Below are 22,568 nucleotides of genomic sequence, written 5' to 3'. Positions count from 1 at the left end.
GACTTCATTGCAGTACACCGTTTATGGGCATGATGGATACAGTCAATACCCATCAGTGCTGCGTTTCAGCGGGCAGAGAAAAGAGTCTGCAACAGGCCACTACTTGCTGGGGAATGGATACCGTGCGTTCAATCCGGTTTTGATGCGGTTCCACAGCCCTGACAGCTTAAGCCCAATGGGTGCCGGAGGATTTAATTGTTACGCCTACTGTGCTGGGGATCCCGTTAACAATACGGACCCGAGCGGTCACTTCAAGCTTCCCCGAGTGCAGTTGCAGAGCGTTCGCTCTAAGGCAGGGTTTCACATGCGAAATCCAGAACTCAAAGGAAAAACAACGACCTCTCCAGTTGTAAGCGAACGTGTCGTGGGAACGGTTAATGAGCTGGGCCGTGGTTATGGGGATCAGTTGAGTCACATAATGACATCGGCGGAATGGACTGATCCTCAAATTCTACTGGTGGAAGGCACCACGCAGAAACTGATCAGCAATTATGGAGAAAACTTGAAACGGGAAGCGGGTTGGACAGTCAGCCAAGCTGCAGCACCTATCAGTTCGCAGAGTCGACTAAGCGAGGCAATCCGCGTGCTCGTTCCGCTCTACGAAAAGATGAAGCTCGCCAAAAATACTCCTAGTGCCATCAGCTGGCTACATGACCCCAAACGGGAAATTTCAAACGTACGAGACCCAGGCAAAGCTGGATAGCACTCTGCACAATCCGGATAGTCCCCCGCCAGCCGTCTCCCTAACCTGACCAGGTCTAAACAATAACAAGGGAGACCCTGGCCATGTCCCTGGGATTCGACTACCTCAATGCCTTGCTCGAGGACGACCGTGAAAAGGGCATCTACCGCTGCAAGCGCGAGATGTTCACCGACCCACGCCTGTTCGACCTGGAGATGAAACACATCTTCGAGGGCAACTGGATCTACCTGGCCCATGAAAGCCAGATCCCCGAGAAAAACGACTTCCTCACCCTGACCATGGGGCGCCAGCCGATCTTCATCGCGCGCAACAAGGACGGTGAGCTCAACGCCTTCCTCAACGCCTGCAGCCACCGCGGCGCCATGCTGTGCCGGCACAAGCGTGGCAACCGCTCCAGCTACACCTGCCCGTTCCACGGCTGGACCTTCAACAACAGCGGCAAGCTGCTCAAGGTCAAAGACCCCAGCAACGCCGGCTACCCCGACAGCTTCAACTGCGACGGCTCCCACGACCTGACCAAGGTGGCGCGCTTCGAGTCGTACCGTGGCTTCCTGTTCGGCAGCCTGAATGCCAACGTCAAGCCGCTGGTCGAGCACCTGGGCGAGTCGGCCAAGATCATCGACATGATCGTCGACCAGTCGCCGGAAGGCCTGGAAGTGCTGCGCGGTGCCAGTTCGTACATCTACGAAGGCAACTGGAAGCTCACCGCCGAGAATGGCGCCGACGGCTACCACGTCAGCTCGGTGCACTGGAACTACGCCGCCACCCAGAACCAGCGCAAGCAGCGTGAGGCGGGTGACGAGATCAAGACCATGAGCGCCGGCGCCTGGGCCAAGCAGGGCGGTGGCTTCTACTCCTTCGACCACGGTCACCTGCTGCTGTGGACCCGCTGGGCCAACCCCGAGGACCGCCCGGCCTACGAGCGCCGTGACCAGCTGGCAGCCGACTTCGGCCAGGCCCGTGCCGACTGGATGATCGAGAACTCGCGCAACCTGTGCCTGTACCCGAACGTGTACCTGATGGACCAGTTCAGCTCGCAGATCCGCATCGCCCGGCCGATTTCGGTGAACAAGACCGAAATCACCATCTATTGCATCGCGCCGAAAGGCGAGAGTGCCGATGCCCGCGCCAAGCGCATTCGCCAGTACGAAGACTTCTTCAACGTCAGCGGCATGGCCACCCCGGATGACCTGGAGGAGTTCCGCTCGTGTCAGACCGGCTACGGCGGCGGCACCGGCTGGAACGACATGTCCCGCGGCGCTGCGCACTGGGTGGAGGGTGCCGACGAGGCGGCCAGGGAAATCGAACTCAAGCCTTTGCTGTCCGGTGTACGCACCGAGGACGAAGGCCTGTTCGTGCTGCAGCACAAGTACTGGCAGGACACCATGATCCAGGCCCTGAAGGACGAACAGCAACTGATCCCCGTGGAGGCCGTGCAATGAGCCTGTATGAAACCGTGCGCGACTTCCTCTACCGTGAAGCACGTTACCTCGACGATGCCCAGTGGGATCAGTGGCTGGAACTGTACGCCAGCGACGCCAGCTTCTGGATGCCGAGCTGGGACGATGACGACACCCTTACCGAAGACCCACAAAGCGAAATCTCGCTGATCTGGTACGGCAACCGTGGCGGCCTGGAAGACCGCGTGTTCCGCATCAAGACCGAGCGCTCCAGTGCGACCGTGCCCGACACCCGCACCTCGCACAACATCAGCAACATCGAGATCGTCGAGCAGGGCGAAGGTGAGTGCCAGGTGCGCTTCAACTGGCACACCCTGAGCTTCCGCTACAAGACCACCGACAGTTACTTCGGCACCAGCTTCTACACCCTCGACCTGCGCGGTGAGCAGCCGCTGATCAAGGCCAAGAAGGTGGTGCTGAAGAACGACTACGTGCGCCAGGTCATCGACATCTATCACATCTGATCCAGGGTTTTTGCGAGCGCTGCCCGGTGCGTCCTGCGACGCGCCGTGGCCAGGCTCGCCCGCGAGGTGCAACATGAGCTACCAGATCGCACTGAATTTCGAAGACGGGGTTACCCGCTTCATCGAAGCCGCCGGCCATGAAACCGTGGCCGACGCCGCCTACCGCCAGGGCATCAACATCCCGCTGGACTGCCGCGACGGCGCCTGCGGTACCTGCAAGTGCAAGGCCGAGTCCGGCCGCTACGACCTGGGCGACAACTTCATCGAAGACGCCCTGAGCGAAGACGAAGTCGCCGAAGGCTTCGTCCTGACCTGCCAGATGCGCGCCGAGAGCGACTGCGTCATTCGCATCCCGGCCTCGTCGCAGCTGTGCAAGACCGAACAGGCCAGTTTCGAGGCCGCCATCAGCGATGTCCGCCAGCTGTCGGCCAGCACCATTGCCCTGTCGATCAAGGGCGAGGCCCTCAGCCGCCTGGCCTTCCTGCCAGGCCAGTATGTCAACCTCAAGGTGCCAGGCAGCGAGCAGAGCCGCGCCTATTCGTTCAGCTCGCTGCAGAAGGATGGCGAAGTCAGTTTCCTGATCCGCAACGTGCCGGGCGGGCTGATGAGCAGCTTCCTGACCAACCTGGCCAAGGCCGGCGACCGCATGACCCTGGCCGGGCCGCTGGGTAGCTTCTACCTGCGGCCGATCCAGCGCCCGCTGCTGCTGCTGGCCGGTGGCACCGGCCTGGCACCGTTCACGGCGATGCTGGAGAAGATCGCCGAGCAGGGCAGCGAGCACCCGCTGCACCTGATCTACGGCGTGACCAACGACTTCGACCTGGTCGAGCTCGACCGCCTGCAGGCGCTGGCGGCGCGCATCCCCAACTTCACCTTCAGCGCCTGCGTGGCCAACCCGGACAGCCAGTACCCGCAAAAGGGCTACGTGACCCAGCACATCGAGCCGCGCCACCTCAACGATGGCGATGTCGACGTGTACCTGTGCGGCCCGCCACCGATGGTCGAAGCGGTCAGCCAGTACGTGCGCGAGCAGGGCATTACCCCGGCGAACTTCTACTACGAGAAGTTCGCGGCGGCGGCTTGATCCCTTTCATCCGAACATGACACCGCTTCTGTGGGAGCGGGTTCACCCGCGAAGAGGCCAGCCGGTACAGCGGTTTTGTCTTGTCGGACGCATTCGCGGGTAAACCCGCTCCCACAGGGACAGCGGGCAAGTGGAGATTTGCATATGAACAACCGATTCCAAGGCAAGGTCGCCCTGGTCACCGGTGCCGCCCAGGGCATCGGCCGTGGCGTGTGCTGGCGGCTCAAGGCCGAAGGCGCGCAAGTGGTCGCGGTAGACCGCTCCGAACTGGTTCACGAACTGGCCGGCGAGGGCATGCTCACCCTCACCGCCGACCTTGAACAACATGGCGACTGCACCCGGGTCATGGCCAGCGCGGTTGAAGCATTCGGCCGCCTCGACATCCTGGTCAACAACGTTGGCGGCACTATCTGGGCCAAGCCCTTCGAACACTACGAAGTGGACCAGATCGAAGCCGAAGTGCGCCGCTCGTTGTTCCCCACCCTGTGGTGCTGCCATGCCGCACTGCCGTACATGCTCGAACGTGGCAGTGGCGCCATCGTCAACGTCTCGTCCATCGCCACCCGTGGTGTCAACCGCGTGCCCTACGGCGCGGCCAAGGGCGGCGTCAACGCGCTGACCGCGTGCCTGGCTTTCGAAACCGCCGGCCGTGGCATCCGTGTCAACGCCACCGCCCCCGGCGGCACCGAAGCGCCACCCCGGCGCGTGCCGCGCAACAGTGCCGAGCAGACCGAACAGGAAAAGCACTGGTACCAGCAGATCGTCGACCAGACCCTCGACAGCAGCCTGATGCACCGCTACGGCAGCATCGACGAGCAGGTGGGCGCGATTCTGTTCCTCGCCTCCGACGAAGCCTCGTACATCACCGGCGTGACCTTGCCGGTAGGGGGCGGTGACCTCGGCTGAGCGACACCCCAAAGGCAAGAGCTTTCTTTCACAACAAAAACAAGAGCGACAGATGCCATGCGAACCCTTGACGTACACCCGATCATCGATAACGCGCGCTTTACCCCGTTCCACTGGATGGTCATGGCCTGGTGCGGCCTGCTGCTGATCTTCGACGGCTATGACCTGTTCATCTACGGCGTGGTACTGCCGGTCATCATGAAAGAGTGGGGCCTGACCCCGCTGCAGGCCGGTGCGCTGGGCAGCTATGCGCTGTTCGGCATGATGTTCGGCGCCCTGGCATTCGGTAGCCTGGCCGACCGCATCGGGCGCAAGAAGGGCATCGCCATCTGTTTCGCCTTGTTCTCCGGGGCGACCATCCTCAACGGTTTTGCCAGCAGCCCGAGCGAGTTCGGCATCTACCGCTTCATCGCCGGCCTGGGCTGCGGCGGCCTGATGCCCAATGCCGTGGCATTGATGAACGAGTACGCGCCCAAGCGCCTGCGCAGCACGCTGGTAGCGATCATGTTCAGTGGCTACTCGCTCGGCGGCATGCTCTCGGCGGGCGTCGGCATCTTCATGCTGCCGCGTTTCGGCTGGGAATCGATGTTCTTCGCCGCAGCGGTACCACTGCTGCTGTTGCCGGTGATCCTCTACCACCTCCCGGAATCGATCGGTTTCCTGGTGCGCAAGGGCCGGACCGACGAGGCCCGCAAGCTGCTCAAGCGGCTGGACCCGGATTGCGACGTGCAGGCGGATGATGTGCTGCAGGCAGCCGACCGCAAAGGCAACGGGGCGTCGGTGCTGGAACTGTTCCGCAACGGCCTGGCCATTCGTACCCTGGCGCTGTGGCTGGCGTTCTTCTGCTGCCTGCTGATGGTCTACGCGCTCAGCTCCTGGCTACCAAAGCTGATGGCCAACGCCGGCTACAGCCTGGGCTCGAGCCTGTCGTTCCTGCTGGCGCTGAACTTCGGTGGCATGGCTGGGGCGATCCTCGGCGGCTGGCTGGGCGACCGCTACAACCTGGTCAAGGTCAAGGTCGCGTTCTTCATGGCTGCCGCGCTGTCGATCAGCCTGCTGGGTGTCAATAGCCCGATGCCGGTGCTGTACCTGCTGATCTTCATTGCCGGCGCCACCACCATCGGCACCCAGATCCTGCTGTATGCCGGCGCTGCGCAAATGTACGGGTTGTCGGTGCGCTCCACCGGGCTGGGCTGGGCCTCGGGCATCGGCCGCAACGGTGCCATCGTCGGCCCGCTGCTGGGTGGTGCACTGATGGGCATCAACTTGCCCCTGCAACTCAATTTCATCGCCTTCGCCATACCTGGCGCGATCGCCGCGCTGGCCATGGCCGTGCACCTGGCCAGCGGCCGTCGGCATGCCCAGGCCATTGCAGCGCAGGCGTAATTCCAGAACAACAACATGAGGTGACCCACCATGACCGTGAAAATTTCCCACACTGCCGAGGTGCAGCAGTTCTTCGAAGAGGCCGCAGGCTTCGGCAACGATGCCGGCAGCCCACGCCTGAAGCGCATCGTGCAGCGCGTGCTGCAGGACACCGCGCGACTGATCGAAGACCTGGAAATCAGCGAGGACGAGTTCTGGCATGCCGTCGACTACCTCAACCGCCTGGGCGGGCGCGGCGAGGCCGGGCTGCTGGTGGCAGGGCTGGGCATCGAGCACTTTCTCGACCTGCTGCAGGATGCCAAGGACGCCGAGGCTGGGCTGGGCGGCGGTACCCCGCGCACCATCGAAGGCCCGCTGTACGTGGCCGGTGCGCCCATCGCCGAAGGTGAAGTACGCATGGACGACGGCAGCGAGGAGGGCGTGGCCACGCTCATGTACCTGGAGGGCCAGGTGCTCGACCCGGAGGGCCGGCCGCTGCCAGGTGCCACGGTGGACCTGTGGCATGCCAATACCCGCGGCACCTATTCGTTCTTCGACCAGAGCCAGTCCGAGTACAACCTGCGCCGGCGCATCGTCACCGATGCCGAAGGGCGCTATCGCGCGCGCTCCATCGTGCCATCGGGCTATGGCTGCGACCCGCAGGGGCCGACCCAGGAGTGCCTGGACCTGCTGGGCCGCCATGGCCAGCGCCCGGCGCATGTGCACTTCTTCATCTCGGCGCCGGGGCACCGGCACCTGACCACGCAGATCAACCTGGCCGGGGACAAGTACCTGTGGGACGACTTTGCCTATGCCACGCGGGATGGGCTGGTGGGCGAGGTGGTGTTCGTCGAAGGCGAGGCGGGGCGGCATGCCGAGCTGAAGTTCGACTTCCAGTTGCAGCGGGCCCAGGGCAGCGCCGATGAGCAGCGCAGCAGCCGGCCACGGGCTTTGCAGGAGGCCTGATCCACCAGGTTGGTTTCTTCGTGGGCGCGCCCGCTCCCACAGGTACGGCGCAAATGCTGAAACCTGCGCAGTCCCTGTGGGAGCGGGTTCACCCGCGAAAAAGCCAACACCAGAACAAGAGCCAGCCACAAAGGCCGGCCGCTGCCTTGCGAGAAGCGTCATGAAAACCCTGATCAAGGACTGCTCCCTGTCGGCCATCGTCGCTGGCTGCATCGCCACGATGATCTCCTACGCCGGCCCACTGGTGATCATCTTTCACGCCGCCGAAGCCGCCGGCCTGTCTCATCGGCAACTGTCCTCCTGGGTCTGGGCAGTGTCCATGGGCAGCGCCGTGCTCGGCGCGCTGCTCAGCCTGCGCTACCGGGTGCCGGTGGTAATCGCCTGGTCGATCCCTGGCTCGGCGCTGCTGGTCACCGCCTTGCCGCTACTGGGCCTGGAGCAGGCCGTGGGTGCCTACCTGGTGGCCAACCTGGTCCTGTTGCTGATCGGCATCAGCGGGGCCTTCGACCGCATCATCGCGCGCCTGCCGGGCTCCATCGCCGCCGGCATGCAGGCCGGCATCCTGTTCAGCTTCGGCATCGAGGTGTTCCGCGCCTTGCCGGTGCAACCACTGCTGGTACTGGCAATGTTCGTCACCTACCTGCTGATGCGCCGGGTGCAGCCGCGCTACGCCGTGGCGGCGGTGCTGTGCGTGGGCACGGTGATGACCGTGGCCAGCGGGGCGTTTCGCAGCGAGGCGTTGGTGCTGGAGCTGGCGTCACCGCAGTGGGTCACCCCGCAGTTCAGCCTGGCAGCGGTATTCAGCCTGGCACTACCGCTGGTGCTGGTGGCCCTGACCGGGCAGTTCATGCCGGGCATGGCGGTACTGCGCAACGCCGGCTACCCCACGTCGGCCAGCCCGATCATCGGTGCCAGTGCCCTGGCCGGTGCCGCGCTGGCGCCGTTCGGTTGCCACGGGCTGAACCTGGCGGCAGTCACCGCCAGCCTGTGTACCGGCCATGAAGCCCATGAAAACCCACGGCGGCGCTATGTCGCGGCGGTGGCTGGCAGTGCGCTGTACCTGTTGCTGGGCGTCGCCGGAGCAACGCTGATGTCGCTGTTCGCGGCTTTTCCCGCCGCCCTGATCGCCGCCCTGGCCGGGCTGGCCCTGTATGGCGCCATCAGCGAGGCCCTGGCCCGCAGCCTGGCGGACCCGGCCGAGCGCGATGCCGGGTTGTTCACCTTCCTGGTCACCGCTTCGGGGGTGGCCTTCCTGGGCCTTTCGGCGGCGTTCTGGGGCTTGCTGTTCGGCCTGCTGGCCCATGCGCTGCTGAGGCTGGGCCAGCCACGTGCCCGGGAGGTGCTGCCCCGTACCCCCTGAACCGCTGTGTTTCCAACGCTTAACCCATAAAAACAAGATCAAGAGAGCTTCGGAATGAACCACACCCCTTGCGTCGCCCTGGGCCTGACTTTGCTCAGCCAACCGTTGCTGGCCGCCGAAGGCGGCCTCTTCGAGGATTCGAAGGCTACCCTGAGTGCCCGTAACTACTACTTCAGCCGCGACTTCTCCGACATTGTCGGGGCCAACCGGCAATCCAGGGCCGAGGAGTGGGCCCAGGGTTTCATCCTCGACTTCAAGTCCGGCTACACCCCGGGCACGGTCGGCTTTGGCTTGGATGCGCTGGGCCTGCTGGGTATCAAGCTCGACAGCAGCCCCGACCGCACCAACACCGGGTTGCTGCCGGTGCACGGCGACGGCCGCGCCGCCGACGAATACAGCCGCCTGGCACCCACTTTCAAGGCCCGCTTGTCGAAGACCGAACTGCGCGTCGGCGAACTGCAACCCAACCTGCCGGTGCTGACTTTCAGCGACATCCGCCTGCTGCCACCGACCTATCAAGGCGTCAGCCTGAGCTCTGCGGAAATTGACGGCCTGACCGTGCAGACCGGGCACCTGAAGAGTACCCACCTGCGCAACGAAGGCGGCGACGGCAAGATGAACCCCATGCTCGGCCATGTGCCGGTGCGCCAGGTAGAAAGCGATGCCTTCAACTACCTGGGCGGGGACTATGCATTCAATGCCAACCAGAGCAGTGTCAGCCTGTGGTACGGGCAGCTGGAGGACATCTACGAACAGGGCTTTGTCGGCCTCAAGCACAGCAAGCCCGTAGGCAACTGGGTGCTCAGCGCCAACCTGGGGTATTTCACCGCGCGTGAGGATGGCGATGCGTTGCTCGGCAACATCGACAACCAGGCGTTCTTCTCGATGTTTACCGCCCGGCATGGCGGGCACAGCTTGCATGCCGGCTACCAGGGCATTTATGGCGACACCCCGTTCCCACGGGTGTTCGCCAACATCTCGCCGCTGGGTAACGAAGTGCCCACTTATGAGTTCGCCTATACCGACGAACGCTCATACCAGGTGCGCTACGACTACAACTTTGCGGCCATGGGCGTGCCGGGGCTGACCGCGACGGTGCGCTACATCACGGGTAACAATGTCGATACCGGGCTGGGTTATGAAGGGCGTGACCGCGAGCGTGACCTGGACATTGGTTACGCGGTGCAGGGCGGGGTGCTGAAGGGGCTGGGGATCCGGGTACGCAATGCCATGGCCCGGTCCAATTACCGCAGCGACATCGACGAGAACCGCTTGACGCTGGTGTACACCTGGCAGTTGTTCTGAGATGAGGGTAGTTTCCTGAAACCACCTTTTCAGGATCGCCACCCTTGGACTCCATCACCCAAGCCGTTCTCGGCGCTGCCCTTCAAGGTACCGTACTCGGCCGTATCCAGGGCCGCCGCTCGCTGCTGTATGGCGCGGCGCTGGGCACGCTGCCCGACCTTGACGTGATCATCCGCTACGCCGATCCGGTGTCGCAGATGACCTACCACCGCGGTTTTTCTCATTCCCTGTTCGTGCTCACCGGGCTGGCCTTGCTGCTGGCCTGGCTGGTCCACAAGTGCTGGCCAGGCAAAGGCTATACCTTGCCCAGGCTGTTCCTGGCGTTCTGGCTGGTGCTGGTCACCCACCCGTTGCTCGACGCCTTCACGGTCTACGGCACGCAGTTGTTCTGGCCCTTGCAGGCCACCCCGGAAAGCTGGGCAGCGGTGTTCATCATCGACCCGGTGTACACGGTGCCGCTGCTGGCGGCGGTGACCTACGCAATCATCAAAGGGCTGACGAGCCGGGCCACGCAGTTTCTGACCTTGGCCTTGGTGTTCAGCGCAGCCTACCTGGGTTTCGGCCTGGCCGGACGCATGGCGGCCGAGCAGCGTTTCCAGGCGGCCCTCGACCAGCAAGGTATTGCCGTCAGCCAGGTACGTGCCGTGCCGATCGCCTTCAACAGCCTGGTCTGGCGGGTGCTGGCCAAGACCCCGGACGGCGATTACTACGAAGGCATCAGCAGCGGGTTTGACCAGCAGGCGCCAGAAATGCAGCGTTTGCCGCGTAATCTGCAGCTGGCGCAAGCGCTGGCCGGGCACCCGTTGCACCAGCGCTTGCGCTGGTTTACCGATGACTGGCTGCGCTACGACCAGGTAGGTGATGCGCTGGTGGTCAGCGACCTGCGTATGGGCATACCGGGAAACTACACGTTCCGCTTCAGCATGGCCCACCGTGACAGCCAGGGGCACTGGATTGCCGATGTGCCATCAATGTGGAAGGGCGCCGGGCCAGGTTCGGCGTTCAATGGCGACGACCTGGTGCTGATCTGGCGACGGATCGTCGAGCAGCAGCCACCATTGCCACTGGCTGCCTGGACCGATCGCCACCTGGGGGCCGGCCCAGTCGAGCGCGGGCACTGAGGCATGCGCTCAGCCGGGCTGGACCTGGTCAAGTGGACGGCGATGCTGACCATGGTCGCCGACCACCTACGCTTCCTTTGGCCTGATGCCGATGGCCTGTTCGTACTCGGCCGGTTGGCATTTCCGCTGTTTTGCCTGGCGATTGCGGTGAATGTGGGGCGCGGCAGGGCAGAGGCGCTGTACACCCGTGGCAACCTGCGTTATGTGGTGCTGATGCTGGTGTTCGCGGGGCTGTCGGAGCCTGTGTATCGTTGGCTGGACAGTGGTTCGCCAACGTTCAGCGTGATGCCGACCCTGGTGTTGGGGTTGCTGGTCGCCTGGGGTGTGTATCACTCATTGAGATCGGCGCGAGTGATTGGCCTTGCCAGTCTGCTTGCGGGGTGGCTGTTCAGTGAACAGTTGATGTACGGGCTGGCGGGGGTGATGCTGCCGGGCGCCTGGTTGATGGCGCGCAGCAAGGGAGGTGCGGCCTGGTTGTTGCCTTGCCTGTTGGCCATGGGCGGGAACCTGACCAACAGCTGGTTAAGGGAGCATCTGCTAGCGCCAATTACCGTGCTGACGCTGATGGCCGCAGCCTCGGCGATTCCGCTCGGGTGGTCGCTGCTGCGCCATGAGGGTTGGCGGGTGCCTGCGGTGGGACGTTGGGGTTACCTGTTTTATCCGGTGCATCTGCTGGTCATCAAAGGATTATCCTGAACCAGTAATCGGGGCCGCGAAGGGCTGCAAAGCAGCCCCCGCTTGTATTTCACAGATTCATACCCATCTAGGCCGGCCGCACCGGACTCAGGAACCGCCCATGGAACCCAACCGCTTCGGCGACATCGCCGCCTTCGTCAGTGCGGTGAAGGCCGGCAGTTTTACCGCCGCCGCTGCCACCCTTGGCCTGACGCGCTCGGCGGTGGGCAAGAGCATCGCCCGTCTGGAAGCGCGCATGGCCGTACGCCTGCTCAATCGCACCACGCGCAAGTTGAGCCTGACCGACGAGGGCCTGGTGGCCTACGAGCGCTGGCGGCAGATTCTGGATGACCTGGACGAAGTGGAAAGCACCATGGCCCAGCGCCGTGGCAAGCCCACCGGCACCCTGCGCCTGACAGCCCCCCTGTCATTCGGCCAGCGCCATGTGTTGCCGATGCTTGACCGCTACCTGAAGCAGTGGCCCGAGCTGCGCGCCGACATCCGCTTCACCGACCGTTTCGTCGACCTGGTCGAGGAGGGTATCGACGTTGCGGTGCGTATCGGTGCACCGAACGAAGACTCGCAACTGTTGACCCGCACAGTGGCCTGGCAGCAGTTTGTCACCTGCGCCTCGCCCGCTTACCTGGACGCGCGCGGCGTACCGCAGGTGCCCGGCGACCTCTATGGCCACGACAAGATCGCCTTCCTGGCCGGCGAAAAGACCATGCCGTGGCGCTTCCATACCGAAGCGGGGCTGCACCTGTGCGAAGACCCCGGGCGGCTGAACATCGACAGCTCCGAGGCGATGCTCGATGGCGCGCGGGCGGGTTTCGGGCTTATTCACCTGCCTACCTACATCACCGGCGACGACTTGCGCGCCGGCACCCTGGTGGAGGTGCTGCAAGCCTATCGGCCGCCAGCGGACCCGATTCGCATCGTCTATCCAAGCAAGCGCCATCTGTCGCCACGGGTACGCGGCTTCATCGACCTGCTGGTAGCCAGCTGGGAACCGGGCGTGCCCTGGGAATACTGATTGGGGACTGGCAGGCCCCTGTGCCGGGCCTGAAGCCGGGTTTATCACTGGCTGCGCAGCAGGGAAACTGGCAGTCACCGAGAATCCCCGTGGAGACCCCATGACTGCACTGTCCGTACTGGACCTGGTCATGATCGGCGAAGGCAAGACCTTCGCCGACGCGATCGAAGAGTCCCGCCAACTGGCGCGCCATGTCGAGCAACAGCAATACAGCCGCTACTGGATCGCCGAACACCACGACATGCCGGGCATCGGCTCGACCGCCACGTCACTGGTCATCAACGAAATCGCAAACGCCACCCGGCATATCCGCGTCGGCGCCGGTGGCATCATGCTGCCCAACCATGCGCCACTGGTGGTGGCCGAGCAGTTCGGCACGCTAGACACCCTGCACCCAGGCCGTATCGACCTAGGGCTGGGCCGTGCGCCAGGCACCTCAGGGCCAACCGTGCGTGCCTTGCGTGGTGCCGCACCAGAGCGTGATTTCAGCCAGGACATCGCCGAGCTGCGCGATTATCTGGCCGACAACGGCAAGCGCCGGGTGCGTGGCGTACCTGGCAGCCACGATGTGCCGGTATGGATCCTCGGCTCCAGCCTGTTCGGCGCCGACCTGGCGGCGAAACTGGGCTTGCCCTATGCCTTTGCCTCGCACTTTGCCCCGCGCTACCTGCTGCAGGCCATCGCCCATTACCGGGCCAACTTCCAGCCTTCGGCACAACTGGCCAAGCCTTATGTGATGGTGGGCATGAACCTGTTCGCCGCCGACAGCGATGCCGAGGCGGACTACCTGGCCAGCTCCCATCGCAAGTGGATGCTGGACTTGCATGTGGGGCGCTTCGGCCTGTTGCCCAAGCCACAGGAAGGTTATGTCGAGAGCCTGCCGGACCATGAGCGCGCGGTACTTGAGCAAGTCATGGCCTGCACCGTGGCCGGTGGGCCGGAGCGGGTAAGGGAAGGGTTGCGCTCGCTGATCGAGCAGACCGCCGCAGATGAACTGATGATTGACTGCCGCATCCACGACCCGCTGTCGCGGCAGCGTTCGCATGCCTATGCCGCGCGAGCCTTGGCTGAACTGAGCTAAACCCTGCCAGCCTCTTCGCGGGTAAACCCGCTCCCACAGGGATTGCACAGGCCCTGAGGCCTAGGTAATCCTGTGGGAGCGGGTTTACCCGCGAAGAGGCCGGAACAGGAGGGTGATCAGCTGCGGGCCAACCGCCCAGTCACATAATGAGCCACATCATTGAACCCCGGCGTCGACGCATGCCCCGGCGTCACCAATGAATCGATGAACGCCTCATCCTCTGCCGTGATCTTCACCGCCAGCGCACCGCCATAGGTATCCCACTGTTCTTCCGTACGCGGCCCGACAATCGCCGAACTGACCAGCTGGTTGTTCAGCACCCAGGCGATAGCGAACTCGACGATACCCACGCCCTTGGCTTCAACATAGGCCTGGATCTGCCGGGCGGTGGCCAGCGACTCCTGACGCCATTCCACCTCCATGATGCGTTTGTCCTGGCGCCCGGCACGGCTACCGGCATCTGGCACTGCACCTGGCGCATACTTGCCACTGAGCACGCCCCGCGCGAGCGGGCTGTATGGCACTACACCAAGGCCGTGGGCAGCCGCAGCGGTGAGCTGCTCCGGTTCGGCCTGGCGGTTGACGATGTTGTACAGCGGTTGGCTCACCACCGGCCTCGGCACGCCCAGGCGCTCGGCAATGTGGCAGGCCTCGGCGATGCGCCAGCCACGGAAGTTGGACAGGCCCCAGTAGCGGATCTTGCCCTGGCGCAGCAGGTCGCCGATGGCCTGCACGCTCTCTTCCAGCGGCACTTTGTGGTCTTCGCGGTGCAGGTAGTAGATGTCCAGGTAGTCCATGTCCATGCGCGTCAGCGTGGCATCGAGGGCATTGAAGATGTTTTTGCGCGACAGCCCGCTGCGGTTGGGCAGGCCATCGGCCGGGCCGAAGCCGACCTTGCTGGCCACGATCCAGTCCTGCCGATGGCGGGCCACCGCTTCGCCGACGATTTCCTCTGCGCGCCCGGCGTTGTACACGTCAGCAGTGTCGATGAAGTTGATGCCCTGGTCCCAGGCCTTGTCGATGATGCGCAGGGCGTCCTCGGTGCTGGTCTGCTCGCCGAACATCATGCTGCCCAGGGTAAGGGCGGAAACCTGCAGGCCACTGTGGCCGAGGGGGCGGTAGATCATGCGCGTGGGTCCTTTGACAGTTGGCTGATCTACCTGTTTTACACACAACCGGGGCGCAATGAAAGGCGGCCTCAACCGATCAGCGCCAAGGCCTCTTGCAGGCTCAACGGGCACTTCAGGCGTTGTGACAGTGTCGCCATGGCATCGGAATAGCCCTTGGCGATGACCGCCTCGACCCGCTCATCCACGCATTGCAAAGCGATGAAGTCGCCTTTTTCCGGCTCGCCGACGAATTCGATACGGTTCCAGTCCCGTGCGTGACCCAGTACTTCGTAGGTGCGGCCGTGCTGGTAGGTCCAGAAGAACGGCACGTCGGCATAGCGGCGTTGCTCGCCGAGCATGTTGGCGGCGGCGATCACCCCGTGTTGCTGGGCCAGACGCCAGTGTTCGATACGCACCGGGCGCCCGCTGAGCGGAAAGGTGGCGATATCCCCCGCAGCCCATAGGCCATCTGCCGCGCGCATTTCGGCATCGACTTGCACCGACTTGTCTTCGGTCAGCAGCACGCCCTGGATGAAAGTGGTCGCCGGTTCTACCCCGGTGCCCAACAGCACCAATGGTGTCTGTAGCCGCTCACCGTTGGCCAGCAGCACGGCTTCGACCTTGCCCTGGCCCTTGATCCGTTCGACCTCGGTGGGGCCGTGGAAGGTGACCCCCTTGCGTTCGTGCAGCTCGCGGATGCTACGGCCGATGCGCTCACCCAACTGCCGGGCCAGGGGGACTTCGTGGCGAGTGACCAGGTGCACCTGCAGGCCGTACTTGCGCAAGGCAGAGGCGGCTTCCAGGCCGATGAACCCGTCGCCGACGATCACGACCGGCTGGCCGGGCTCGGCAGCGTCCAGCAGGTGCGCGGCATCCTCCCGTGAACGCAGGGTAAATACCCCGGGCAGATCGACTCCCGGGATATCGGGCCGCAGTGCCTTGCCGCCGGTGGCCAGCAGGCAGGCGTCATAGTCGATCTGCTGGCCGTCGGCCAGAGTGACCTGGCGCTTCTGAGCGTTCAGGGTGCGCACCTTGCCATGCTTGCGCTGCAGTTGGCCCTTGCGCAGGGCGTCGGCGTCGAGCAGGGCTGGCACTTCATCGGGCGGCATCTGCCCGGCGATCACGAACTTGCTGAGGGAAGTACGATCGTAGGCCGGCTGGCGCTCCTGATCGACCCAGACCAGGTGGCCGGCGAAGCCATGGTCCAGCAGGGTGGCGACTGCGGCACTGCCGGCGGCACCGGCGCCGACCACCACGAAACAGCGGGCATCGCTGTGGCGGGGCGGCTCGGTTCTGGGCAGGGGTTGGTCGTCGACCCAGACCTCGTCGCCTTTTACCCAGGTGCTGTAGCGGCGCAGGTCGGCCAGCGCCGGCGGCTCGCAGACCGCGCCCTCGTCCACGGCGAACGCGGCCTTGTGCCAGGGGCAGACCAGCAGACCGCCACAGACCACGCCCTCATTGAGTGGTGCGCCTTCGTGGGGGCAGTTGCCCTGGTAGGCGTGCACCTGGTCGCCCTGGCGGATGAGGATGATCTCCTCGCTGCCGGCCTGGATGCGCAGGGGGCGGTGTTCGTCGAGCTGGGCCAGGCGGGCCACGGCGTACTGGGTCATGGAGGTTCTCCAAAGGGGGCTTTGGAACCATTTGACGCCTGGGCTGGGGAGGGGATGCGTTGAGCTGACGACCGGTGGAGGGTGTGGATTGTTGTGTGGCCTGGTCGGGCCTCTTCGCGGGTGAACCCGCTCCCACATGGATCCCACAATCGTCCAGTTGGTGGTGATCCTGTGGGAGCGGGTTTACCCGCGAATGCCTCAACTGGCCCGTGCAGTACTCAGCGCACCGGCCCGGGTTACCCGCAAGGCCACCAGGCTACCCAGCACGATCAACGCCGCCAGCGAATACAGCGCGGCATCGGTCGAGCCGGTCTGGTCCTTGATGAAGCCGACCAGATACGGGCTGAGGAAGCCGGCCATCTGGCCCACCGAGTTGATGATCGCAAGGCCGGCGACAGCTGCGCCGGCGCTGAGCAGCGCGGTGGGCATCGGCCAGAACATCGGCAGGCCGGTGAGGGCGCCCATGGTGGCAATCGACAGGCCGAGGATGGCGATGGCCGGGTTGCTGGCGAAATTCACCGCGATCAGCAGACCGATGGCGCCCATCAGCATCGGTACCACAAGGTGCCAGCGGCGCTCGTTGCGCAGGTCGGCCGAGCGCCCGCAGAGGATCATGAACACACCGGCCAGCAGGTACGGGATGGCGCTGAGCCAGCCGATCAGCAGCGGGTTGTCGAAGCCCATGTTCTTGATGATCGACGGCAGCCAGAAGTTGATTGCGTACACACCGCTCTGGATGCAGAAGTAGACAAAGCCGAAGGTCCAGATCAACGGGTTGGTCAACACGGCGAGCACGCTGTCGCCGGTGGTGCTCGGCTTGCTGGCGGCATCGGCGTCGAGGTCGGCGGCAATCAGCTGGCGTTCGGCCGGGCTCAGCCAGGCGGCTTTCTGGTAGCCGTCACTGAGCAGGAACACTGCCAGTACCCCCAAGGCAACGGTCGGCAGGCCCTGGATCAGGAACATCCATTGCCAGCCGGCCAGGCCGTGCTGGCCGGCGGCGAAGTGCTGCAGGATCCAGCCGGAGAACGGCCCGCCGAGCAGGCCCGACACCGGGATCGCCGACATGAACAGGGCCATGATGCGGCCGCGGCGGGCCGCCGGGAACCAGCGCGAAAGGTACAGCACCACGCCGGGGAAAAAGCCGGCTTCGGCGGCGCCGGTCAGCAGGCGCAGGGCGTAGAATTCGGTGGGTGTGGTGACGAACAGCAGACAGGTGGAGAGGCTGCCCCAGGCGATCATCATCAACGCGATCCAGCGCCGCGGGCCGAAGCGGTTGAGCGCCAGGTTGCTCGGCAGGCCGCAGAGCACGTAGCCGATGAAGAAGATGCCGGCGCCAAGGCCGTACACCGTTTCGCTGAACTTCAGGGCGTCGAGCATCTGCAGCTTGGCAAAGCCGACGTTGACGCGGTCCAGGTAGTTGAACAGGTAGCAGATGAAAATGAACGGAATCAGCCGCAAGGTAATGCGCCGGTACAGCGCGTTGCGGGTGGTATCCGTGCCTTGGTCAGGGGCGGGGCTGTATGCCATGATCGGGTTCTCTGTTGTTATGGTTGTCGCCGCGTCGCCTGTTCCGGCGCTCGCCCTGACGAGTCTCGGGGACTGCGGCGTGCCTGTCTTTGTGCTTTTGCACAGCACTTGCACCGGGCTGCTGTGCCCGAGCCCAAAACCTGACACCCAAAGGACCGTTCAATGTTCGAACTCGACCATGACCTGGCACAGGATATCGTGGACCGGGCGATGGCAATTCTGCCCTGCAACGTCAATGTCATGGACAGCCAAGGTTTGATCCTCGGCAGTGGCGAACCGGAGCGCATCAATACCCGTCACGAGGGCGCGCAGCTGGTACTGGCCAACGGCCGGATCGTCGAGCTGGACACCGACGCGGCCAAATGCCTGAAGGGCGTGCAACCCGGGGTGAACCTGCCGCTGATGCTCGATGGCCGATTGATGGGCGTACTTGGCCTGACCGGTGACCCGCAGCAAGTGCGCACCTATGGCGAGCTGGTGCGCATGACCGCCGAAATGCTGCTGGCCCAGCGCCATTTGCAGGCCGACCAGCAATGGCGACGGCAGCGCTGTGACGATTTGCTGGCCCTGCTGCTGGGCGGCAGCGGCGATTCTCCCCGGTTGCTCGACGAGGCTCGGCAACTGGGCCTGAAACCCCAGTTGCCACGGGTACCGTGCCTGTTCGAGCTGGCCTCGGGGCCACCCGCCGAAACGCTGTCGGCGTGGTTGATGAGCCGCTACCCGGACAGTTGGTGTGTCAGCCCGGCCCGCCAGTCGTTGTTGTGGTGTCGCCCGGCCAGCGTGGTGCTGGACGAACCGCGCCTGCTGGAACGCCTGCAACGCCATGGCTGGGAAGTGGAACGGCTGGCCCTGGGCGGTGCCGCGCAAAGCCTGGAACAACTGCGCCGGGGTTATCGCCGGGTGCGCGACCTGTTGGCCTATGGGCGCGAGGTACTGCCCGGCGAGCGCCTGCTCAGCTTGCAGCGCTACCGGTTGCCAGCCTTGCTGTGGCGGCATCGCAACGATGATGCGCTGGATGAATTGCTGGAGCCTTTGCAGCGAATTCGCAGCAAGGACAGTAGTGGGCAGTTGCTCACCACCCTGCGCGCCTGGTGTGCCCACGATGGCCAGAGCCAGGCCTGTGCCGATGCCCTGGGCATCCACCGCAACAGCCTGCGCTACCGCCTGGAACGGATTGCCGAACTGGGCGAGGTGGACCCGCTGCGCATGGAAGGCATGCTTAGCTTGTACCTGGGGTTGCAGCTGCTGCCTGCCGACTGAAGGGTTGCCTGCACCGGCGATAGGGCCAATACAGGCGAAAGGCATCTGCCCAAACAACCCGCCCGGCGTTTTGTGCATTTGACCGAGGCCACCTTGGCAAGCACCTGTCAGCATGCCGCTCATCTGGACAGGAGAAACCCCATGAAGATCGTCATTGCCCCCGACTCGTTCAAGGACAGCCTCGACGCTGCCGGTGTCGCCCGCGCCATTGCGACGGGCCTGGGCGAGGCCTGGCCGGAGGCCGAGCTGGTCGAGTGCCCGATGGCCGACGGTGGCGAAGGCACCATGGATGCGATTCTTGCCGCCAGCCACGGCGAACTGCGTTGTCAGACCGTGCGCGGGCCACTGGGGCAAAGCGTCGAGGCCGGTTGGGGCTGGCTACCGCAAAGCCGCACGGCAATCATCGAAATGGCCCAGGCCAGTGGCCTGCAGCTGGTGCCGACTGGCCTGCGCGATGCCTGTCGCAGCAGCACCTGGGGCACCGGCGAGCTGATTGCCGCCGCCCTGGCCGCCGGCGCGCAACGGGTAGTGCTGGCCATCGGCGGCAGTGCCACCAACGACGCGGGCAGCGGCATGTTGCGGGCGCTGGGCCTGCGCCTGCTGGACGCCGACGGGCAAGCACTGGAAGAGGGCGGCCTGGCCTTGGCCAAACTGGCCCGCATCGATGCCAGCGACCTCGACCCGCGTCTGGCCGAGGTGCAATTCGAAGTTGCGGCAGACGTCGACAACCCGCTGTGTGGCGCCAATGGCGCCTCGGCGATCTTCGGCCCGCAGAAGGGCGCCAACCCGCAGCAGGTGCAGGCGCTGGACCAGGCCCTGGGTCATTTTGCCGACCATTGTGCGCAGTTGCTGGGGGAGGATGTGCGCGACTACCCTGGCTGCGGCGCTGCCGGCGGCATGGGGTTCGCGGCCCGGGCATTCATGGACGCGCAGTTCCGTCCCGGGGTGGAAGTGGTAGCCGAACTGGCCGGCCTGGATGCCTTGGTGCAAGGCGCGGACCTGGTGGTGACCGGCGAAGGGCGCTTCGACGCCCAGACCTTGCGTGGCAAGACGCCGATGGGTGTGGCCAGGGTTGCCAAGCGCCATGGGGTGCCGGTGGTGGTGCTGGCCGGGACCTTGGGTGAGGGCTACCAGCAGCTGTATGCCCATGGGGTCGATGCCGCCTTTGCCCTGGCCAGCGGGCCGATGAGCCTTGAGCAGGCATGTGCCAATGCCGCCGGGCTGCTGCGGGCGCGAGCTTGTGATATCGGGCGCTTGTGGCGTTGCGCGAAGCAGATTTGAGCAGGTTGACCGGTGAGCGCTGTGGGAGCGGGTTCACCGCGAGCACCGGCGAAGCCGGTGCCATGCACCCATTGGATGCTGCACGGTGTAAATTCCCAAAGGGTATTGCCCGCTGGGGCGGTGTACCTAAGGATTAAGCTTTTGCGCCTGGCTGGCCGGTAGCACGGCCAGTTCGCCAAAGCGCTGCGCCGCGTCGATGTAACGTAACGCCGACTTGGCGTCTTTCCACCCCACGTAGCTCATCAGCGACTTCAACTCCCAGCCGTTGGCCGTGGCCCAGGTGGCAAAGCCACGGCGCAGCGAGTGGCCGGTATACAGCGCCGCTGGTACCCCGGCGCGTTCCAACATGCGCCGCAAAAGGCCGACCAGGCTGTTGCTGTTGAGCGCGGCGTCGCTGAGGTTGCCCCAGCGGTCGAGTTTGCGGAACACCGGCCCATGGGCGATGCCGGCGACTTCCAGCCATTGCAGGTAGGCCGTGACCGGGCACAAGGCCTTGAGGGCCGGGGTGCGGTGTTGTACGCCCAGGGCTTCGCGGTCGCCCTTGCTGCGCGGCAGGAACAGGGTAATGCCGACACCGGCCTCGGCCTGGATGTGCTCGACGCGCAGGCGTGCCAGTTCATCACCCCGAAAACCGCGCCAGAAGCCCAGCAACAACAGGGCAGCGTCGCGGCGCGCCCGGCGCAAGGCGGCCAGGTCATGGTGTTCCCGGGCCTGGCGGGCTTCTTCTTCAAAACATTCCACTGCGCTTTGCAGGTGCTGCAGCAACAGCGGCGCGGCTTGCCTGGGCGGTGCCGGGTGCAGGGTGCGGATGCCGCGTAGTACCTGGCGCACCAGCGGCGCCTTGGTCGGGTCGGGGAAACCTTGGGCCACGTGCCATTGGCTGAGCGCGGCCAGGCGCTGGCGCAGGGTGCTGACTGCATGCTGGTCTGCGTGATCGGCCAGGTAGCGGGCAATGCTCTCGGCCGTGGCAGGGAGAAAGCCGCCCCAGTGGGTTTCGAAATGCTCGATGGCGGCCTGGTAGCTGCGCCGGGTGTTGTCACGGGTGGCGGCGCGGAGGTAGCGCTCGATGTCGGTCATGGTGCGGGTGTCGGTGGGCGATGGGCACACGATAAACCGAAATGGGTTGCCTGTCCCGGCTGTGGTTTCAGCATGACTGATAGCGCGTTGCCTTTAAGGGTTTCCCTTTTCTGCCAGGGGCGTCTGCAGGCGCGCGGTTTCTTCCTCTATGTAGCTCATCAGCGCGCTGACTTCGGCATCGCCCAGGCGCATGTTGGGCATGGCCAGGCGGTTGTATTGTTCGTACAGAAGCATGGCCAGGGGGTCTTTCTGTGCCAGCATCTGGTCGGGTTCCTTAAGCCAGCGGGTCAGCCAGTTGGCGTCACGCTGGCGGGTCACGCCCAGCAGGTCAGGACCGATGCCGGGTTGCCCTGGCTCGGCGCTGCCAAGGGTGTGGCAGGACGAACAGCGGGTACGGAAAAGCTGCTCGCCGCTGCTGGGGGGGCGTACCTTGGGCGCCTGGGCGTAGTCATTGGCCATGGCACTGGCCTGTTTCCAGTTGTGCAGGCTGTTGCCCAGGCGGTCGGCGAGGATGTACGGGCTTTCGAAGGGCGAGGCCTTCATCCAGCGGCCGGTGGCCTGGTTGCCGATGATCAGGCTCAGGTTGTGGTCCTTGGAGCGGCCGTTTTCCAGGCCTTCGATGTACAGGCCGAGGCTACGGCGCAATTGCTCTATATCGGCCGGCTCGCCGGTGAGCAGCGTCCAGCCAGGGCCGATGCCGAACTTTTCGGCGTAGCGCTTGAGGGTGGCGGGGGTGTCGTTGTAGGGGTCGATGCTGATGGAATAGAGGAAGATGTCCTTGCCGACCCGATCACCGAGGATTTTCTGCACCTGGCGCAGGCGGGCGGTTTCCACTGGGCAGGAGTCGGAGCAGCCGGTAAAGATGAAGTTGATGGCGACCACCTTGTCCTTGATCAGGTCGTCGAAAAAATGCACTTTTTCCCCGTCCTGGGTGAGCAGGGGGATGTTGGGAAAGTAGTCGGCGCCCCAAGGGGTTGCCGCTTCCTCGGCCACGGGTTGTTGCGGTTGCAGCGGCCAGAACGGGATGCTGGCGGCGAACAGCGAGAGCACCAGCAGGAAACGCCATGAGCCGGACATGATGCGGTCCTCGTAACGGTATTGAGGCTGCCACGCAGCCCATCACCGGCAAGCCTGCACATCACTCATTGAGTTGGCAGGGGCCCTGTGGGAGCGGCTTTAGC

General features: G+C 64.6%; 19 protein-coding genes and 1 pseudogene. 15 read left to right on the top strand and 5 right to left on the bottom strand.

Going from position 1 to position 22,568, the window contains the following annotated elements; genetic code table 11:
- Positions 1 to 4: 4 nt before the first annotated feature.
- From M2S36_RS18585 to M2S36_RS18525, 13 genes and pseudogenes are all read left to right on the top strand, one after another.
- Positions 5 to 283 (top strand): annotated as a pseudogene (locus M2S36_RS18585) (RHS repeat-associated core domain-containing protein); the annotation flags it as partial.
- 503 nt (positions 284 to 786) lie between these two features.
- Positions 787 to 2,145: a benzoate 1,2-dioxygenase large subunit gene (gene benA / locus M2S36_RS18580; protein WP_207831890.1), complete on the top strand. Its 1,359-nt coding sequence runs from the start codon at positions 787 to 789 to the stop codon at positions 2,143 to 2,145.
- Positions 2,142 to 2,627 carry a benzoate 1,2-dioxygenase small subunit gene (benB, locus tag M2S36_RS18575; RefSeq protein ID WP_025339039.1) on the top strand — a complete coding sequence of 162 codons (486 nt, stop codon included), beginning with the start codon at positions 2,142 to 2,144 and terminating at the stop codon, positions 2,625 to 2,627. Before benA ends, benB begins: the two co-directional genes overlap by 4 nt.
- A 73-nt stretch (positions 2,628 to 2,700) precedes the next feature.
- A complete protein-coding gene (gene benC / locus M2S36_RS18570) occupies positions 2,701 to 3,711 on the top strand; it encodes a benzoate 1,2-dioxygenase electron transfer component BenC (protein ID WP_207831893.1) in 1,011 nt (336 codons plus the stop codon).
- A gap of 144 nt (positions 3,712 to 3,855) precedes the next feature.
- On the top strand, positions 3,856 to 4,617 hold the full coding sequence (locus M2S36_RS18565; RefSeq protein WP_207831894.1) for a 1,6-dihydroxycyclohexa-2,4-diene-1-carboxylate dehydrogenase: 762 nt from the start codon (positions 3,856 to 3,858) through the stop codon (positions 4,615 to 4,617).
- Between the two features lie 57 nt (positions 4,618 to 4,674).
- Entirely contained in the window at positions 4,675 to 6,003 is a 1,329-nt protein-coding gene (locus tag M2S36_RS18560) for an MFS transporter (RefSeq protein WP_333957595.1), read from the top strand.
- A gap of 30 nt (positions 6,004 to 6,033) precedes the next feature.
- Positions 6,034 to 6,948, top strand: coding sequence for a catechol 1,2-dioxygenase (gene catA / locus M2S36_RS18555; protein ID WP_233694592.1), 915 nt, complete (start codon positions 6,034 to 6,036; stop codon positions 6,946 to 6,948).
- A 160-nt stretch (positions 6,949 to 7,108) separates the two neighbouring features.
- Positions 7,109 to 8,308 (top strand): benzoate/H(+) symporter BenE family transporter, encoded by a 1,200-nt coding sequence (locus M2S36_RS18550; RefSeq protein WP_207831902.1) that lies wholly within the window; start codon positions 7,109 to 7,111, stop codon positions 8,306 to 8,308.
- A gap of 54 nt (positions 8,309 to 8,362) precedes the next feature.
- Complete coding sequence (locus M2S36_RS18545; RefSeq protein WP_333957593.1) at positions 8,363 to 9,613, top strand: OprD family porin; 1,251 nt, start codon at positions 8,363 to 8,365, stop codon at positions 9,611 to 9,613.
- 44 nt (positions 9,614 to 9,657) lie between these two features.
- Positions 9,658 to 10,734, top strand: coding sequence for a metal-dependent hydrolase (locus tag M2S36_RS18540; protein ID WP_207831906.1), 1,077 nt, complete (start codon positions 9,658 to 9,660; stop codon positions 10,732 to 10,734).
- A gap of 3 nt (positions 10,735 to 10,737) precedes the next feature.
- The gene (locus tag M2S36_RS18535) at positions 10,738 to 11,430 is read left to right on the top strand and encodes a TraX family protein (protein WP_333957592.1); all 693 of its coding nucleotides are present in this window, start codon (positions 10,738 to 10,740) and stop codon (positions 11,428 to 11,430) included.
- A gap of 100 nt (positions 11,431 to 11,530) precedes the next feature.
- The gene (locus tag M2S36_RS18530) at positions 11,531 to 12,442 is read left to right on the top strand and encodes a LysR family transcriptional regulator (protein ID WP_333957591.1); all 912 of its coding nucleotides are present in this window, start codon (positions 11,531 to 11,533) and stop codon (positions 12,440 to 12,442) included.
- A 100-nt stretch (positions 12,443 to 12,542) separates the two neighbouring features.
- Positions 12,543 to 13,523 (top strand): LLM class flavin-dependent oxidoreductase, encoded by a 981-nt coding sequence (locus M2S36_RS18525; RefSeq protein WP_333957590.1) that lies wholly within the window; start codon positions 12,543 to 12,545, stop codon positions 13,521 to 13,523.
- 116 nt (positions 13,524 to 13,639) lie between these two features.
- On the opposite strand, the gene M2S36_RS18520 is transcribed toward M2S36_RS18525, so the two are convergent.
- The 3 genes from M2S36_RS18520 to M2S36_RS18510 form a co-directional block, all read right to left on the bottom strand.
- Positions 13,640 to 14,650, bottom strand: a complete 1,011-nt coding sequence (locus tag M2S36_RS18520) for an aldo/keto reductase (protein WP_333957589.1) — start codon at positions 14,648 to 14,650, stop codon at positions 13,640 to 13,642.
- Between the two features lie 71 nt (positions 14,651 to 14,721).
- Entirely contained in the window at positions 14,722 to 16,242 is a 1,521-nt protein-coding gene (locus M2S36_RS18515; RefSeq protein WP_333957588.1) for an FAD-dependent oxidoreductase, read from the bottom strand.
- A gap of 198 nt (positions 16,243 to 16,440) precedes the next feature.
- Complete coding sequence (locus M2S36_RS18510; protein WP_207831915.1) at positions 16,441 to 17,769, bottom strand: MFS transporter; 1,329 nt, start codon at positions 17,767 to 17,769, stop codon at positions 16,441 to 16,443.
- 162 nt (positions 17,770 to 17,931) lie between these two features.
- Here M2S36_RS18510 and M2S36_RS18505 point away from each other — a divergent pair, with 162 nt between their 5' ends.
- Entirely contained in the window at positions 17,932 to 19,029 is a 1,098-nt protein-coding gene (locus M2S36_RS18505) for a sugar diacid recognition domain-containing protein (RefSeq protein WP_207831917.1), read from the top strand.
- A gap of 141 nt (positions 19,030 to 19,170) precedes the next feature.
- Entirely contained in the window at positions 19,171 to 20,310 is a 1,140-nt protein-coding gene (locus M2S36_RS18500; protein WP_233687793.1) for a glycerate kinase, read from the top strand.
- Positions 20,311 to 20,436: 126 nt separating this feature from the next.
- Here the strand turns inward: M2S36_RS18500 and M2S36_RS18495 are convergent, their stop codons facing one another.
- On the bottom strand, positions 20,437 to 21,387 hold the full coding sequence (locus M2S36_RS18495) for a site-specific integrase (protein WP_333957587.1): 951 nt from the start codon (positions 21,385 to 21,387) through the stop codon (positions 20,437 to 20,439).
- Positions 21,388 to 21,480: 93 nt separating this feature from the next.
- Positions 21,481 to 22,464 (bottom strand): SCO family protein, encoded by a 984-nt coding sequence (locus M2S36_RS18490; protein ID WP_333957586.1) that lies wholly within the window; start codon positions 22,462 to 22,464, stop codon positions 21,481 to 21,483.
- Positions 22,465 to 22,568 lie beyond the last annotated feature (104 nt).

The sequence above is a fragment of the Pseudomonas sp. SF2 genome (assembly GCF_036858055.1).
GTDB lineage: Bacteria > Pseudomonadota > Gammaproteobacteria > Pseudomonadales > Pseudomonadaceae > Aquipseudomonas.
Note: the sequence above shows the minus strand (reverse complement) of the source record. Positions and strands in the feature narration are given on the sequence as shown.

What these genes read in the sequence shown, in the direction of transcription:
- benA (WP_207831890.1), top strand. Translation starts at nt 787, where the DNA reads ATGTCCCTGGGATTCGACTACCTCAATGCCTTGCTCGAGGACGACCGT.
- benB (WP_025339039.1), top strand. Translation starts at nt 2,142, where the DNA reads ATGAGCCTGTATGAAACCGTGCGCGACTTCCTCTACCGTGAAGCACGT.
- benC (WP_207831893.1), top strand. Translation starts at nt 2,701, where the DNA reads ATGAGCTACCAGATCGCACTGAATTTCGAAGACGGGGTTACCCGCTTC.
- M2S36_RS18565 (WP_207831894.1), top strand. Translation starts at nt 3,856, where the DNA reads ATGAACAACCGATTCCAAGGCAAGGTCGCCCTGGTCACCGGTGCCGCC.
- M2S36_RS18560 (WP_333957595.1), top strand. Translation starts at nt 4,675, where the DNA reads ATGCGAACCCTTGACGTACACCCGATCATCGATAACGCGCGCTTTACC.
- catA (WP_233694592.1), top strand. Translation starts at nt 6,034, where the DNA reads ATGACCGTGAAAATTTCCCACACTGCCGAGGTGCAGCAGTTCTTCGAA.
- M2S36_RS18550 (WP_207831902.1), top strand. Translation starts at nt 7,109, where the DNA reads ATGAAAACCCTGATCAAGGACTGCTCCCTGTCGGCCATCGTCGCTGGC.
- M2S36_RS18545 (WP_333957593.1), top strand. Translation starts at nt 8,363, where the DNA reads ATGAACCACACCCCTTGCGTCGCCCTGGGCCTGACTTTGCTCAGCCAA.
- M2S36_RS18535 (WP_333957592.1), top strand. Translation starts at nt 10,738, where the DNA reads ATGCGCTCAGCCGGGCTGGACCTGGTCAAGTGGACGGCGATGCTGACC.
- M2S36_RS18530 (WP_333957591.1), top strand. Translation starts at nt 11,531, where the DNA reads ATGGAACCCAACCGCTTCGGCGACATCGCCGCCTTCGTCAGTGCGGTG.
- M2S36_RS18525 (WP_333957590.1), top strand. Translation starts at nt 12,543, where the DNA reads ATGACTGCACTGTCCGTACTGGACCTGGTCATGATCGGCGAAGGCAAG.
- M2S36_RS18520 (WP_333957589.1), bottom strand. Translation starts at nt 14,650, where the DNA reads ATGATCTACCGCCCCCTCGGCCACAGTGGCCTGCAGGTTTCCGCCCTT.
- M2S36_RS18515 (WP_333957588.1), bottom strand. Translation starts at nt 16,242, where the DNA reads ATGACCCAGTACGCCGTGGCCCGCCTGGCCCAGCTCGACGAACACCGC.
- M2S36_RS18510 (WP_207831915.1), bottom strand. Translation starts at nt 17,769, where the DNA reads ATGGCATACAGCCCCGCCCCTGACCAAGGCACGGATACCACCCGCAAC.
- M2S36_RS18505 (WP_207831917.1), top strand. Translation starts at nt 17,932, where the DNA reads ATGTTCGAACTCGACCATGACCTGGCACAGGATATCGTGGACCGGGCG.
- M2S36_RS18500 (WP_233687793.1), top strand. Translation starts at nt 19,171, where the DNA reads ATGAAGATCGTCATTGCCCCCGACTCGTTCAAGGACAGCCTCGACGCT.
- M2S36_RS18495 (WP_333957587.1), bottom strand. Translation starts at nt 21,387, where the DNA reads ATGACCGACATCGAGCGCTACCTCCGCGCCGCCACCCGTGACAACACC.
- M2S36_RS18490 (WP_333957586.1), bottom strand. Translation starts at nt 22,464, where the DNA reads ATGTCCGGCTCATGGCGTTTCCTGCTGGTGCTCTCGCTGTTCGCCGCC.